We start from the raw sequence: 13,022 nt of genomic DNA, 5'->3' as shown, positions 1-13,022 counted from the left end.
GATGGACGTTTTGCTGGTATCGGCGCCGGTCATGTCGGTAGTGCGCCCCTCCGCTGCGCTGGGCTTGCTGCAGGCGACGCTGACTCGCTCTGGCCTGACTTCCTCGTCGCTCTACCTGAACCTCACATTCGCTCAGTGGATAGGACTCGATTTGAACGAATGTCTTGCCGGCGGATTACCCAGTCACTTGCTGATCGGTGATTGGTTCTTCGCCGAAGCGCTCAGTACGAACCCGATTCGCGCGGTGGATGAAACGTACGAGCGCGAACGTCATAGGGCGCTTGACAAAGCCGGCATTGGTAATCTCGACGCATTGCGTGACCAATACGCGCAGTCGTTCGTGCGATTCGCAGCTGAGAAAATCGTGGCGTCTCGGCCGCGCGTGGTGGGATTCACAACGATGTTCGAACAAACCGCCGCTTCGCTCGCGATCGCGGCTGCCGTCAAGGCTTCGAGTCCGGACATCTTCGTCTGCTTCGGTGGAGCGAATTGTCATGGTCCAATGGGCACCGTGCTCCGCGAGCATTTCCCCCAAATCGATTACGTTTTCACCGGCGAAGCCGATCAAACGTTCGCACCGTTCGTCAAGGCACTCCTGCAACGAAACGCCACTCGGCACGACGCCGAATTTTCCCTCCCGCTGCGCAATGGCGTCGTTGCCACCAGTCCGACTCGAAATCTAGACGAACTGCCCATTCCAGACTACAGCGATTTTTTTGCCCAATTATCCGAATTGGAAGAGCACCATAGGGTGCACCCATCCATCCCGTTCGAATCATCAAGAGGTTGTTGGTGGGGGCAAAAGCATCATTGCACCTTTTGCGGGCTGAACGCTGAGGGCATGACCTTCCGCGAGAAATCATCGAGCCGCGTACTAGATGAACTTGAAACGCTCATTGCGCGGCATGAGATAGCGCGCATGGCCGCAACCGACAATATCCTGAGCCCCAAGCATGTTGCGAATGTCCTCGAACCGATGGCAAAGGAGCAACGCGGGTTCAACTTGTTTTACGAGATCAAGTCCAACTTCGATGAAGATAAGCTGAGGACCTTAGCACGCTCCGGAGTGACATGGGTTCAACCCGGCATCGAGAACCTCTCAGATCCGATTCTCCGGCTGATGAGAAAGGGCGTGGATCGATTGCTGAACATCCGCCTGCTCAGAAATTGCCGTGAACTCGGCTTGGGTGTGATCTGGTCGATTCTCTACGGATTTCCGGAGGAACCCTCCGAGGAATACGATGCCGCAGCGGAAATCGTACCGTTGATCGAGCACTTACAGCCACCTGTCGGGTGCGGCCGCATCCGTCTCGATCGATTCAGTCCGAACTATGAACAAGCTGAGATGATCGGTTTTCGTTCGGTTCGTCCGTTCAGGTCGTACGCGGCGATCTATCAAATTCCCGATGAAGCGCTTTCTAACCTCGCTTACTTTTTCGACGGCGAGGCTCCCTCCTCTGCAACCGAACAGGATTTGGAAAAGCTGCGCTCGGCTGTCAAGCGTTGGCGAGCGCGCTGGTTCGACGAGCCAGCACCACCAGTGTTGCGCGCGTTCCCGGTGGACGGAGGCTACCTGATCGAAGATTCGCGCAGTGTAGCCTGCGAACCATTTTATTTGGCCAATGAAGCTGAAGTAGCCTTGCTCGATTTATGCCGCTCGCCACGCGTCGAAAAAGACCTCAAAAAGTTGACGTCTCATTTATCAAACGACGCGGTCGAGTCCGCCCTGGTATCGCTTTGCTCCCGAGGATACTTGCTGCAGCAGGGGCCGCGCATGCTGTCCCTACCCGCGATGGCCGGAAAGGAAGAAGTCGATGAACAAGCACGCGCAGATTTGCCCTTTGGCTATCTCGCATAGTACTGCCTCGAGCGCCTGTCCATAGGAGGCCGCCAATGACCGTCGAAGTAAGACCACTGGGCGACAAATGCAACATCCAATGCAAGTACTGCTATCAACAGGCCGCTCGCGAGGGTCAAACCGGCAAAATTCAGTATGACGTCGACGCCGTCATCAGCAAGCTCGAAGAAATCGGCGAACCATTCAGCCTCTTTGGTGGCGAGGTCATGCTCACCAAGCGGTCCGATCTGCGACGCTTGCTCGAGTTCGGCCACCATCGTCACGGAACCGTCGGTATGCAGACGAACGGCACCTTGGTGAGAGAGGCTGATCTAGAGCTTTTTTCTTCCTATTCCGTAAACGTCGGAGTATCAATCGACGGCCCCGGCGAAATGAACGACGAGCGCTGGGCTGGTTCTTTGATCTCGACTCGACGGGCGACGGCGATGACGGAGGCCGTCATCGAGACGCTCTGCCGCGAGGGTACGCCACCGCGAGTCATCATTACCTTGCATCGGCTCAACGCGGCGGGCGAACGGCTGACACGGCTTTGCACGTGGCTGCAGTTTCTCGACCGGCTGGGGGTTCAGCGCGTGCGATTGCATTTGCTTGAACGAGACAACGCGGAGCAGACGGCACACTTGCATATGAGTGTCGAAGAACAGTTGATCGCCATGCGGACGCTACGTGAACTGGAAGCATCGTTCACGTCGATTCGTTTCGATGTCTTCAAGGAAATCGAGGCAATGCTGATAGGCCACGATTCGGCCGCGTCGTGCGTGTTCCATGCTTGCGACACCTATTCGACTCGTGCGGTCATGGGTGTGGAAGGCGATGGCACGCCGTCCAATTGCGGGCGAACTAACAAGGAAGGAATCGCCTATCTGCCAACGCAGCGTCGAGGCTTCGAACGGCAATTGGCGCTGTATGAGACGGCTCAGTCGGATGGCGGCTGCGCAGGCTGCCGCTTCTTTTTGATGTGCAAAGGCAACTGTCCCGGCACCGCCATTCATGGAGACTGGCGCTTGCGATCGAGCGACTGCGCCGTCTGGTACGGATTGTTCGAGGATGCCGAGCTCGGGTTGGAAGCCGGCGGGAGGTCGCCCCTGAGCCTTTCACCGAGTCGAGTACGTCTCGAGTCAATGATGCTTGACGCATGGGCGGTAGGGGAAGAGCCATTGCTCGAAGATTTGCTGGACGATATGCGCAACGAGGCACCACGATCATGAATGCATCCGCGATATCGTTGAACTGGCCACGGCTGATCGTTCCGGAAACGAAAACGGATATGCATAGGCTGGCTACCCACACGCGGGCGCGTGCCAATTTCACAAGTCAAGAGGCGCAAGGCCGTTGGCACGCCAATTTCCAGCGCAGCGCGCAAGCGACACTATCAACTGAACTCGAAGCCGTTCGGCGTGGGATTGTTGGTGCGACGCAAGTCTGGGTGCCATTCGCGTCGCTGCCTGCCATGCTCGACCATGCAAACCACGCGGACTTATTGGTATCGGTACGCGAGACCGCACCAGACGCCCTGCTACAAGTCCCGGCGACGCAGGAAAGTGCGCAATTGGACATTCGCGAATTTGCTGTATACGGCCTTCTGATCGCAGCAAATCGGAAAGACAGCGCACAGGAAACATCGCTCGACTCCTTGTCTACATCGCTATTGCTTAATCGGGGATTTCCGACCTGTTGTGCGCACGCATGGTCGCAGGCACTGAATGCAGGTTGGCGCGATCCCATCGCGAAGACATTGGCCGAAAACGGAGCGATATCGCCGCTGGCCGCACTGGCCACACTCGGACTAGGACCGCTACGTCACGTGCCTTGCAGCCCCGCCTGCACTGCGTCGAAGGATGCCGTAGCGCACTTCTCCGATTTGGCAAGGGAAATCGGGTTTGCGGGTGAGGCTTCGCTTTGGGAAACATTTAGCGACATACCCACGCACGCTACCGTCCGCTCGGGCGTCATCGAAATCACGACACCCGAATGGCGCTTCGCTTATCGCGCACCGGGACGAGTTTCCCCGCAGGCGGTGGCCTCGCCCCCCTCCCGTAGGCGGTGGTATGCCTCGCCTGCGATCACAAAGTCTAAACATGAAGATTACAACGGGCAGTTCGCCGATGAATTTGCAAGGCGATCTCGTTGGAGTACGGTAGTTTGGGAACAATCATCGTTACTTGCGCGATCCCCGGGCCCCGTTGTTCACCTTGATTGCGGAGATGGTTTGTTACTTGAACTAGCCGCACTTATGCGGCCCTCGCGCGAGATAGCCGGAATCGACCCATCGCCCGCCCTCGTAACGAACGCGCAAGAGCGGCTGGGCAATACCACCGCACGGCTCGCGGTAGGGGACTGGATCACGGAATCCGAGGCGCTCGTACATTTTCAGGCACAGGCAGGGGTGGTTCTGCTCGACCCAGAACGCCTGGCCGATACCTCGCCCGAAAGCCGGCGAGAGCTTTTCGCCAGGCTAGCCGCAATGCAGGCAGATGCCATCGTTATCGTCACAACTGATCGTGCGCTCGCTCGCTTTTCCAATATCAACCGCCTTGCAGCCGCCGCGGGACTTCGGGTCGATGCCGGGCGCGCTAAGCGGGTTTCTGCAAGGGTCGAAGGATTCATATAGGCGGCAGGCGGCTCCGGTCGCCAATCGTACTCCTGTCGAATAGAGCCAAGATACTGTCACTCCCGCGGATTCCAGCATCTCCTCAAACGAGGTGCGTCACTGCAATAGCTAGTGCAACGACATCACCAATTACGCCGCGTCGCTCGCAGCTGCGCTGCCCTCGCTCACAACCCAAGATGCCATCGCCTATCGCACGTTCCTGGGTCATCTGTCGCCGCGTGGACACTGGGTCAAGCACTTCCATTCGCGTAGCTCCATCCGCGGCTTAAGCGGCGGGAGCTATAGTGGTTCCCGAGCTATTTTTTGCCTCGTCATGCGCCGGTGCGCCGATAGATATCCTTCTGCGCTACATTGAGGAGCAGCAAGCGCCCCACCAGGACGCCTTCGGCGTCCATGCTCTCGCCCCCGGACTCAGCTCCGGGACTTCCCGCACATCTGTTGATAGTTTCTAGCAGCGAGTCGTACGAAACTCCCTCCGCAGCGGAATCCAAAGGGTTTCCCTTGCGCTTACAAAGATACGACCCGACGTGACTCGAGGCCACTATCAAGGTCACTTCGATCATGCGCAATGAAGCTGGTGGTCCCCGGCAGCTCTGACTCATGTATAAAGATAATCGTCATCGAAGGGGGCCCAGACTCCATGCAGTATTCCTATATGGGCCCCAAAACGTAGCTGATAGTGCGATGACGCACTCTTCAATTCACGAGGAGGACGAGAGTGTGTGCGCCGCGCACCTGCTCAACGTCTCCAGTTTGCAGGCTGCGCTGCAGTTCGACGCTTAGCACATCGTCAGGATGATTTTCCCAACGTTCGCCGACGATTCCATGCGCCGATGAGCATCCGACGCATGTTCAAGCGAAAACGTGCTGTCCACCACGGGCTCGAGGCTGCGACCACCGGCAAAACGGTTCAGCCAATGCTCGCGGAAGCGACGCACCATGGCGTGCTTTTCCGCCTGAGCACGCGACTTCATGACTGTCCCGATAATCTGGATGTGGCGATACAGAATGGTCTCTAGGTCAACACTGACCTGTCCGCCCCCACCCAGAATCCCGACTTGCACTAGACGTCCGCCGTGCGCGAGCGACGCGACATTGCGAGCGAAGTACGGTTCACCCACGAAATCAATCACGACATCGACACCCCGTCCATCAGTCTTCTGCGCCACGACATCGGCGAAGTTTTCAGTCCGGTACTCGATGGCATTGTCGGCGCCCAGTTGAACAACGCGTTCGAGCTTCGACGCCTCGGCGGTCGCGAACACCGTCGCCCCGGTCGCGTATGCCATTTGGACCGCAGCGGACCCGACGCCGCCCGCCGCCGCGTGAATGAGCACAGAGTCTCCTTGCTTGAGGCGGCCCAGATGCATCATCGCTTCATGCGCCGTGACGAACACCTCGGGGATGGCCGCGGCGTGGACGTAATCGAGATGCTCCGGAATCGGCATCGCCATGCGCCAGTCGATGCGGGCAATTTCGGCATACGCGCCGCCACCGACCACACCCATCACGCGGTCGCCCACCTTATAACCTTCAACCGATGCGCCGACTTCCAGCACCTCGCCTGCGATTTCCAGCCCCATGATGGTTGAGTCGCCGAAATTCGGGCGGCCGTAACCGCCACGTCGATGCGTAAGGTCAGCGCGGTTCACGCCTGCTGCGTGCACACGGACCAGCAGGTCGTCGGGACGCAATTCCGGGTTGGGAGCGTCGGCGAGTTTGAGAACATCGGCATCGCCGAATTCGTTGAATGTGATGGCTTTCATGGTTGCGTGTCCTGTTATGCTTGAAAATCGCTGAGCGTCGATTGCGCAGCGGCGGAAGCCGAGATAGCTGCCGGAAAACCTGCGTAGAACGCGAGGTGGGTAATCGTTGCTGCGAGTTGTTCCCGCGTGACGCCGTTGCTCACGGCGCGGCGCAGATGAGCAGGAAGCTCGTCGTGGTGGCCACCAACAATCAAGGCGGCGACGGTCACGAGACTTCTGTCGCGCGGCGAAAGAGCAGGGTCGGCCCAGATCTGCGGAAACAGCACCTCGTCGACGAGGGCTGCGAGCTTCGGCGTGAACGCGCGCGCGTCTTCACGCGGGCTGTCGAAATTGGCTTTTGACATGTTTGGGTGCTCCTCAGATTTGACTGATGAATTTGTTAGTCAGATAGAACTGGATACCTTCGGCACCACCTTCGGAGCCGATTCCGCTTTCCTTAAGTCCGCCGAACGGAAGCTCGGTGGACACGATGCGGTACTGGTTAATGCCAATCATCCCGGCTTCCAGCCCGTCGCCGACGTCGAGCGCAGTGCGTGCGTTGTTCGTGAACGCATAGGCCGAAAGACCGTACGGCAGGCGGTTCGCCTCCGCGAGGCCGTCTTCCAACTGGTCAAATCGCATCAGCACCGCGATGGGACCGAAAGGCTCCTCGTGCATCACGCGAGCGTCCACTGGCACTTCGGCGAGCACGGTCGGTTCGAAGAAGTAGCCGTCACCCGCGATGCGCTTGCCGCCGGCCAGCACCTTTGCGCCGTGCGCCACCGCATCTGCGACGAGTTCTTCCATCTTTGCAATCTGCCGCGAATTCGCGAGCGGGCCGATCTGCGTGCCGGGCTGCATGCCATCGCCGACCTTGAGCGCTTGGGTAGCTGACACGAAGTGGCCAACGAACTCGTCGTAGACCTCGCGCTGAATCAGGAAGCGAGTCGAGGAGATGCAGACTTGGCCTGTGCCGCGGAAGCGGTTCGCAGCACCTTCGACAGCAGCACGTTCGACGTCGGCGTCCTTGAACACGAGCACGGGGCCATGACCGCCAAGTTCGAGCGTAATAGGCTTCACACCTGCGGCGGCCCGCGCGGCGAGCAGTCGGCCGATAGGAACCGAGCCGGTAAACGTCACTTTGCGGATAATCGGCGAAGCAATCAGCGTCTTCGACACCTCATCTGGAACGCCGAAGACCACCTGCAGCACGCCCTTGGGCAAACCTGCATCGTCAAGTGCGCGGGCAAGCGCGAGCGCCGTCGCCGGGCTTTCCTCGCCCGGCTTGATAATGACGCTACAGCCGGCAGCCAGCGCCGCGGAGAGCTTGCGAGCAGGCGTAATTGCCGGGAAATTCCACGGCGTGAAAGCGGCGACGGGCCCGATGGCCTGCTTCTTCACCAGTTGTTGCACACCAGGGCGATTCGACGGAACAACGCGACCGTCGATACGACGCGCTTCTTCTGCGAACCACTCGAAGTATTCGGCAGCACGCAGCACTTCATCGCGGCTCTCGGCAAGCGGCTTGCCCTCTTCCAGTGTCAGCAGCTCGGCAATGTGAGAGGCACGCTCCCGGATCAAGTTCGCACCATCTTTAAGAATACGTGCGCGTTCCGCCGGCACCGTGTTGCGCCACACGTCGAACGCACGCTTCGCTGTCTGCAATGCCTGCTCGAGGTCAGAAGCCGTTGCAAGCGGCACCCGGCCCAGTTCCTCCAACGTAGCGGGATTAACGACCGGAGCGGTATCGCGTTCGCTGGCAGCAATCCATTCGCCGTTGATGAAAAGATACAGAGACTCGTAGTGAGCGTTCATTATTTAACCTCAAAATAATTAGTAATTCGAATCACTCCACGTTTATACGTGGACAACTATTCGAGCTTCCCCGGCGTTGCGATGTCGAGCGAGGTCGGAGGAAACGGCTTCGGCGTGCAGCTGTCAGTGATTGCCCGTCTGCGGAACCCAGTCTAGGCACAAAGCCCGGTCGGTTTTAGCCAAGGTACGAGGAATGATTGTTTCCGTGAGAGGGAAAATCCCTGCCCTCCGCGCGGTTACGCTTACCGACACGCAAGGCGGCGCTCGCCTATGATGGCAAGTCAGCCACGTTCCATGGCAAGTGGGCCGCTCGGCGCGGGGCCGAGACGATGAATTCAGACGAATGGGATAGGTCGGATGGACAAGTTATATAACATGTCGGTTTTTGCAAAAGTCGTCGAGATGGGCAGCTTTACAGCCGTCGCGAACCATCTCGATACGACAGTGGGAAACATTTCGCGCGCAGTATCGGTGCTTGAGGAGTCGCTGGACACAAGGCTAATGCAACGCTCGACGCGCCGCCTCGTTATCACTGATGCGGGGCGGCGGTTCTACGACCGGTGCGTGGCTATCCTGACCGATGTAGAGTATGCGGAGGCCGAGGCCCGAGATGCCCAGCTTGAGCCACGCGGCACGCTGCGCGTCCACTCGGTACCCGGACTTGGGCGCAATCTCGTGACTCGCGCCGTGATGGCGTACCGCAGCTCATATCCTGAGGTCTCGGTCGACCTCATGCTGTCCCAGCGCATGCCGAATCTGCTCGAAGAACAACTTGATGTCGGTATCGTGATTGCGCGGACGCTGCCCGACTCGGCCTACGTCAGCCAAAATATCGGCAGCAGCCATTGCATCCTCGCAGCATCGCCGGAGTATCTGGCGGCCCATCCAGCGCCGACGTGCCCGGAAGACCTCATCGACCATCAATGCGTTCTGCTCGGCACAGTCGATTACGCGCCCGACGAGTGGCATCTTGAGAGCGCGGCAGGCAACGCCACCTTCCGCCCCACCGGATCGTACTTCAGCGTCAACGACATGGATTCGATGTCACAAGCGCTTCGAGACGGGGCAGGGATCGGCCTCCTCGCGGCGTTCTCAGCAATGAATGATCTGCGCAGCGGCGCGCTCGTACGCATACTGCCGCAGTACCACACGCAGGTTCGCAACGTTTATGCTGTTTACCCGTCTCGACAGTTCGTCGACGCAAAAATCAAGCGCTTCGTCGAAACCTTGAAGACATGTGTTGGGGAGTATCTGAACGCCTACGCCAAAGAACTTGACATCGAGCCTGCCGACTCCGTTTCGACAGGGCGCTAGCACAATCGGCGTACGCATTTGCGCCCTGGTACCTGAAACCCTAATCTGACACCGCGGCCCAACACGAAGCGGTTCGACTGTGTAACGCCGTATGTACATGGAGGTATTGGTGACAGCAGTCATCGAAGGTCGAACGCCCGGCTCAGAACGAGTGCGAGACACCCACCCGCGCGACGACCTGGTGCCCGTTCGACGAAGGCCCAGCCGCCCCTAGCACATAGGCCGTATCGAGCGGCGTGCTACCGTCCCCGCCACTCAATTTCTGGTACACCGCCTGAGCGTACAACGACGTGCGCTTCGAGAGCAGATACTGGCCCATCACGCCAACCTGATTCCAGTGCCGCGATGCATCTGTGCTACTGCGGCCCAGATGCGCACGCGTATATGTGTACATTGCACCCACCAACACTGCGTCGCTCAGGTTGTAACGCGCATTCAGTTCGACGTTATCGAAGTTGAGTTTCGAAGTATTCGCATCGAAATCTCCAACGTAGAGCGACGAAGCCGGTTTCTCGATTGCGACATGGGTATAGACAAGGCCAAACACGGCCGCGCCGACGCCATAGCTAGCGCCCAGACCGTAGATCTTTTGATTGCCTGCGCTGAAATTGGCATCGTCCGATGCAATGCTGCCCACCGCAGTGGTGCCCGGCAACGACAAATCCTCATACACCGCGCCCATCGTGAGCGTGCCCAGTACATAATTCACGCCCGCGCTGAATACGCGGTTGCTCGCGAACTTGCCTGCCTGATTCCCGAAGCCATAGAGCGCCGTCGCGCTCAAGCCGCCGTAGTTCGCCGATGTGAATTTAACCGCATTCCCGGCGTGCCAGGTGGCATCGGTATTGTCGTTATCGACCGGGTGCGAGAACAGATAGCCCCCCCAGCTACCGTTAGCCGTCATTGCCCCAATCACGTCGGTGACTGAGTCGAACTGACGGCCGAAGGTGAGTGTGCCGAAGCGGTCAGATTGCAGCCCTGCATACGACTGGTAGCCGAACAGACGGCCACCGTAGTAGGGCTTGCCGTCGTCCATGGTGAAGCCGCTCTCCAGATCGAAGATGGCGTGCAGACCGCCGCCGAGATCCTCGCTGCCTTTGATTCCCCAACGGCTCGTCGCCAGATCCACGCTCGCGGTTTGCCACGCGCGATGGCCACCTGCATTGCTCGTGAAGTTCAAGCCCTCGTCCAGTACGCCGAACAACGTCACGCTGCTCTGCGCCTGCGCGCCCAATGACGTGCACAACAGTCCAGCCAGCACCCCAGCTTTCGCTTTCATTGCTTTGTCCCTATCGAATGGTTTAACGCAGCCGTAGCAGCGTCGACTTGAGTTCGGTGTACTTTTCCAGCGCATGCAGCGATTTGTCCCGCCCGTTGCCCGACTGCCGATAGCCGCCGAACGGGAAATTCATGTCGCCGCCTTCGTCGTAGCAATTGACCCAGACGGTGCCAGCACGCAGGCGGCGCGAGACGTCATGCGCCGTGGCGAGGTCGGCGGTCCATACGGCGGCGGCAAGTCCATATTCGCTATCGTTCGCAATCTTGATTGCCTCATCGAGGGTATCGAACGTCATCACCGCAAGCACTGGACCGAAAATTTCCTCACGCGCGATACGCGAAGCGGGCGTCGTCTCGAATATGGTCGGCTCGATATAGCAACCGCCCGTTTCCCCGCGCACCAGCGCGCCTCCCGTGAGTAGCGTGGCTTCAGCGCGACCGCTTTCGATCAACGCAAGAACACGCTCCTGTTGCGCCCGGTCGATGATCGCGCCCATCTTCGTGGCCTGGTCCAGTGGATCGCCCGGCTGCCATGCGCGCGTCGCGTCGAGCAATTTCGCCATGAATCGTTCGCGAATCGAGCGGTGAACGAGCAGCCGCGATCCGGCGGTGCACATCTCGCCCATGTTGTAAAAGATCGCGGCGGCCGCCGTGCGCGCAGCCCGATCGAGATCAGGACAATCGGGCATCACGATATTCGGCGATTTGCCGCCGAGTTCGAGCCACACGCGCTTGAGATTCGACTGCGCCGCGTATTGCATGATCTGCTTGCCCACGCCCGTCGATCCCGTGAAAGCCACGCAATCCACGTCGTGATGCAAAGCAATGTGCTTACCCGTCTCGCCATCGCCCGACACCACGTTGAACACGCCAGCCGGAATGCCCGCCTCATGCGCCAACTGCGCGATGCGGATGGCGCTAAGTGGCGATTTCTCCGAAGGCTTGAGCACGACGCTGTTGCCCGCCGCGAGCGCGGGCGCGAACTTCCACGCGGCCATGAGCAGCGGAAAATTCCACGGCACGATTGCGCTCACCACGCCGACCGGTTCGCGCGTAACAAGGCCAAGCAAATGGTTATCCGCTGCTGCGACCTCGCCGCCAGTCTTGTCGATCGCCTCCGCGAACCATTCGAGGCAATAGGCCGCGCCGGGAATATCGACAGTGGTCGTATCCGCAATCGGCTTGCCGGCGTCGAGGGTTTCGAGCAGCGCGAGTTCGTCCTGATGCGTGCGCACCGCCGCTGCGAAGCGCAACAAGACGGCCTTGCGCTCGCGCGGGTTGCGATCGGCCCAGACACCCGCGTCGAATGCACGCCGTGCCGCAGCGACCGCCGCATCGACGTCAGCCGCGCCAGCGTGGGCGACCTCGCACAGTTTGCGGCCATCGATCGGGCTAATGCAGTCGAAACGCTGCCCGCTCGCGGCCTCGCGATAAGCGCCGTCGATAAACAGGCGCGTCTCGATCGCGAGCGCCTCGCGCCACGCGAACCAGTCTGCCGCGCGGTGGTTCAGAGTCGGTTCCATATGCGTTTCCATCTTTTCGTTATGCTTATGACATCGATATCAATCGTCATGCGCAGCAAGGCATGCCATTCCAATTCGTTACCCTCAATGCGTACCGCAGGCTTGTGCGGCCTCCTTAGCCTCGCGCGCGTCCCGGCAAGCCGCGCCGAATGCAGCGAAAATTCCCCGCGATAGCGCTTGATCCGCGTACTGCCACTCGGGATGCCACTGCACTCCCAGCGCGAACGCACGCGCGTGCACCACGCTCACGGCCTCGATCAGGCCATCGTGTGCGCGAGCTTCCACACGCAGCCCGTCGGCCAGCTGCGCGACGCCTTGCCCGTGCAACGAATTCACACGTGCCTCCAGCGCGCCGCCCGAACACGCGGCCAGCAGGCCACCCGGCACGATCGACAACGCGTGGGCCGGTGCGTATTGCGAATCGAGCGACGCTTCGCGGTTCTCGCGATGATCGGCGTAGCCTTCCACCGCGTGCACCGCCTGATGCAACGTGCCACCGAAAGCAACATTCAATTCCTGAAAGCCGCGGCAGATCGCGAGCACCGGCACGCCGCGCACTATCGCGGCGCGCAGCAACGGCAGCGCCATGGCGTCGCGCTGCGGGTCGTGCAGCGTGCCCGGCGCGCTGGGCGCGTCACCGTATAGATTCGGCTCTACGTTCGAATAGCTGCCTGTAAACAGCAGACCATCGACGCAACGCAGGATCGCCTCCGGCGGCTGCCGCCCACCGCATGCTGGCAACAGCACCGCCAGCGCACCCATTGCGTCAATCACGGGCGCAACATACTTGTCATGGGTCGCGTGAACCCCGTGCGCCCCGATCCTCGATCGATCCGCGACGATCCCTACGACATACTCTGTTTGCATTCCTGATTACC

The 13,022-nt window shown here is 59.8% G+C and carries 10 protein-coding genes and 1 pseudogene; 5 read left to right on the top strand and 6 right to left on the bottom strand.

Annotated elements, in window-relative coordinates; all coding sequences use genetic code 11:
- Nucleotide 1: 1 nt before the first annotated feature.
- From U5A67_RS25625 to U5A67_RS25610, 4 genes and pseudogenes are all read left to right on the top strand, one after another.
- Entirely contained in the window at nucleotides 2-1,858 is a 1,857-nt protein-coding gene (locus U5A67_RS25625; RefSeq protein ID WP_321816658.1) for a RiPP maturation radical SAM C-methyltransferase, read from the top strand.
- Between the two features lie 35 nt (nucleotides 1,859-1,893).
- Nucleotides 1,894-3,066: a radical SAM protein gene (locus tag U5A67_RS25620; protein WP_321816659.1), complete on the top strand. Its 1,173-nt coding sequence runs from the start codon at nucleotides 1,894-1,896 to the stop codon at nucleotides 3,064-3,066.
- A complete protein-coding gene (locus U5A67_RS25615) occupies nucleotides 3,063-4,469 on the top strand; it encodes a hypothetical protein (protein ID WP_321816660.1) in 1,407 nt (468 codons plus the stop codon). Before U5A67_RS25620 ends, U5A67_RS25615 begins: the two co-directional genes overlap by 4 nt.
- Before the next feature lie 285 nt (nucleotides 4,470-4,754).
- A pseudogene (locus U5A67_RS25610) lies at nucleotides 4,755-4,843 on the top strand (IS200/IS605 family transposase); the annotation flags it as partial.
- Between the two features lie 405 nt (nucleotides 4,844-5,248).
- Here the strand turns inward: U5A67_RS25610 and U5A67_RS25605 are convergent.
- Genes U5A67_RS25605 through U5A67_RS25595 form a run of 3 tightly spaced genes read right to left on the bottom strand, consistent with a single transcriptional unit; the run spans nucleotide 5,249 to nucleotide 8,029 of the window.
- Nucleotides 5,249-6,235: an NAD(P)H-quinone oxidoreductase gene (locus tag U5A67_RS25605; RefSeq protein ID WP_321816661.1), complete on the bottom strand. Its 987-nt coding sequence runs from the start codon at nucleotides 6,233-6,235 to the stop codon at nucleotides 5,249-5,251.
- Nucleotides 6,236-6,249: 14 nt separating this feature from the next.
- Nucleotides 6,250-6,579 carry a carboxymuconolactone decarboxylase family protein gene (locus U5A67_RS25600; protein WP_321816662.1) on the bottom strand — a complete coding sequence of 110 codons (330 nt, stop codon included), beginning with the start codon at nucleotides 6,577-6,579 and terminating at the stop codon, nucleotides 6,250-6,252.
- A gap of 13 nt (nucleotides 6,580-6,592) precedes the next feature.
- Nucleotides 6,593-8,029: an NAD-dependent succinate-semialdehyde dehydrogenase gene (locus tag U5A67_RS25595; protein WP_321816663.1), complete on the bottom strand. Its 1,437-nt coding sequence runs from the start codon at nucleotides 8,027-8,029 to the stop codon at nucleotides 6,593-6,595.
- A 357-nt stretch (nucleotides 8,030-8,386) separates the two neighbouring features.
- On the opposite strand from U5A67_RS25595, the gene U5A67_RS25590 reads away from it, so the two are divergent.
- On the top strand, nucleotides 8,387-9,343 hold the full coding sequence (locus U5A67_RS25590; protein ID WP_321816664.1) for a LysR family transcriptional regulator: 957 nt from the start codon (nucleotides 8,387-8,389) through the stop codon (nucleotides 9,341-9,343).
- A 142-nt stretch (nucleotides 9,344-9,485) separates the two neighbouring features.
- Here the strand turns inward: U5A67_RS25590 and U5A67_RS25585 are convergent, their stop codons facing one another.
- The 3 genes from U5A67_RS25585 to U5A67_RS25575 all read right to left on the bottom strand — a co-directional run bounded on the left by U5A67_RS25585 (nucleotide 9,486) and on the right by U5A67_RS25575 (nucleotide 13,011).
- Nucleotides 9,486-10,622, bottom strand: a complete 1,137-nt coding sequence (locus tag U5A67_RS25585; protein ID WP_321816665.1) for a porin — start codon at nucleotides 10,620-10,622, stop codon at nucleotides 9,486-9,488.
- Between the two features lie 22 nt (nucleotides 10,623-10,644).
- On the bottom strand, nucleotides 10,645-12,144 hold the full coding sequence (locus U5A67_RS25580) for an aldehyde dehydrogenase (RefSeq protein WP_321816666.1): 1,500 nt from the start codon (nucleotides 12,142-12,144) through the stop codon (nucleotides 10,645-10,647).
- A gap of 84 nt (nucleotides 12,145-12,228) precedes the next feature.
- The gene (locus tag U5A67_RS25575) at nucleotides 12,229-13,011 is read right to left on the bottom strand and encodes a gamma-glutamyl-gamma-aminobutyrate hydrolase family protein (RefSeq protein WP_321816667.1); all 783 of its coding nucleotides are present in this window, start codon (nucleotides 13,009-13,011) and stop codon (nucleotides 12,229-12,231) included.
- Between the last annotated feature and the right edge of the window lie 11 nt (nucleotides 13,012-13,022).

This window comes from Paraburkholderia sp. J69-1, from assembly GCF_905220255.1.
GTDB lineage: Bacteria > Pseudomonadota > Gammaproteobacteria > Burkholderiales > Burkholderiaceae > Paraburkholderia.
This window is presented reverse-complemented; position numbering and strand designations above follow the sequence as displayed.

Coding starts and splice junctions, on each gene's coding strand:
- U5A67_RS25625 (WP_321816658.1), top strand. CDS start 2: ATGGACGTTTTGCTGGTATCGGCGCCGGTCATGTCGGTAGTGCGCCCC.
- U5A67_RS25620 (WP_321816659.1), top strand. CDS start 1,894: ATGACCGTCGAAGTAAGACCACTGGGCGACAAATGCAACATCCAATGC.
- U5A67_RS25615 (WP_321816660.1), top strand. CDS start 3,063: ATGAATGCATCCGCGATATCGTTGAACTGGCCACGGCTGATCGTTCCG.
- U5A67_RS25605 (WP_321816661.1), bottom strand. CDS start 6,235: ATGAAAGCCATCACATTCAACGAATTCGGCGATGCCGATGTTCTCAAA.
- U5A67_RS25600 (WP_321816662.1), bottom strand. CDS start 6,579: ATGTCAAAAGCCAATTTCGACAGCCCGCGTGAAGACGCGCGCGCGTTC.
- U5A67_RS25595 (WP_321816663.1), bottom strand. CDS start 8,029: ATGAACGCTCACTACGAGTCTCTGTATCTTTTCATCAACGGCGAATGG.
- U5A67_RS25590 (WP_321816664.1), top strand. CDS start 8,387: ATGGACAAGTTATATAACATGTCGGTTTTTGCAAAAGTCGTCGAGATG.
- U5A67_RS25585 (WP_321816665.1), bottom strand. CDS start 10,622: ATGAAAGCGAAAGCTGGGGTGCTGGCTGGACTGTTGTGCACGTCATTG.
- U5A67_RS25580 (WP_321816666.1), bottom strand. CDS start 12,144: ATGGAACCGACTCTGAACCACCGCGCGGCAGACTGGTTCGCGTGGCGC.
- U5A67_RS25575 (WP_321816667.1), bottom strand. CDS start 13,011: ATGCAAACAGAGTATGTCGTAGGGATCGTCGCGGATCGATCGAGGATC.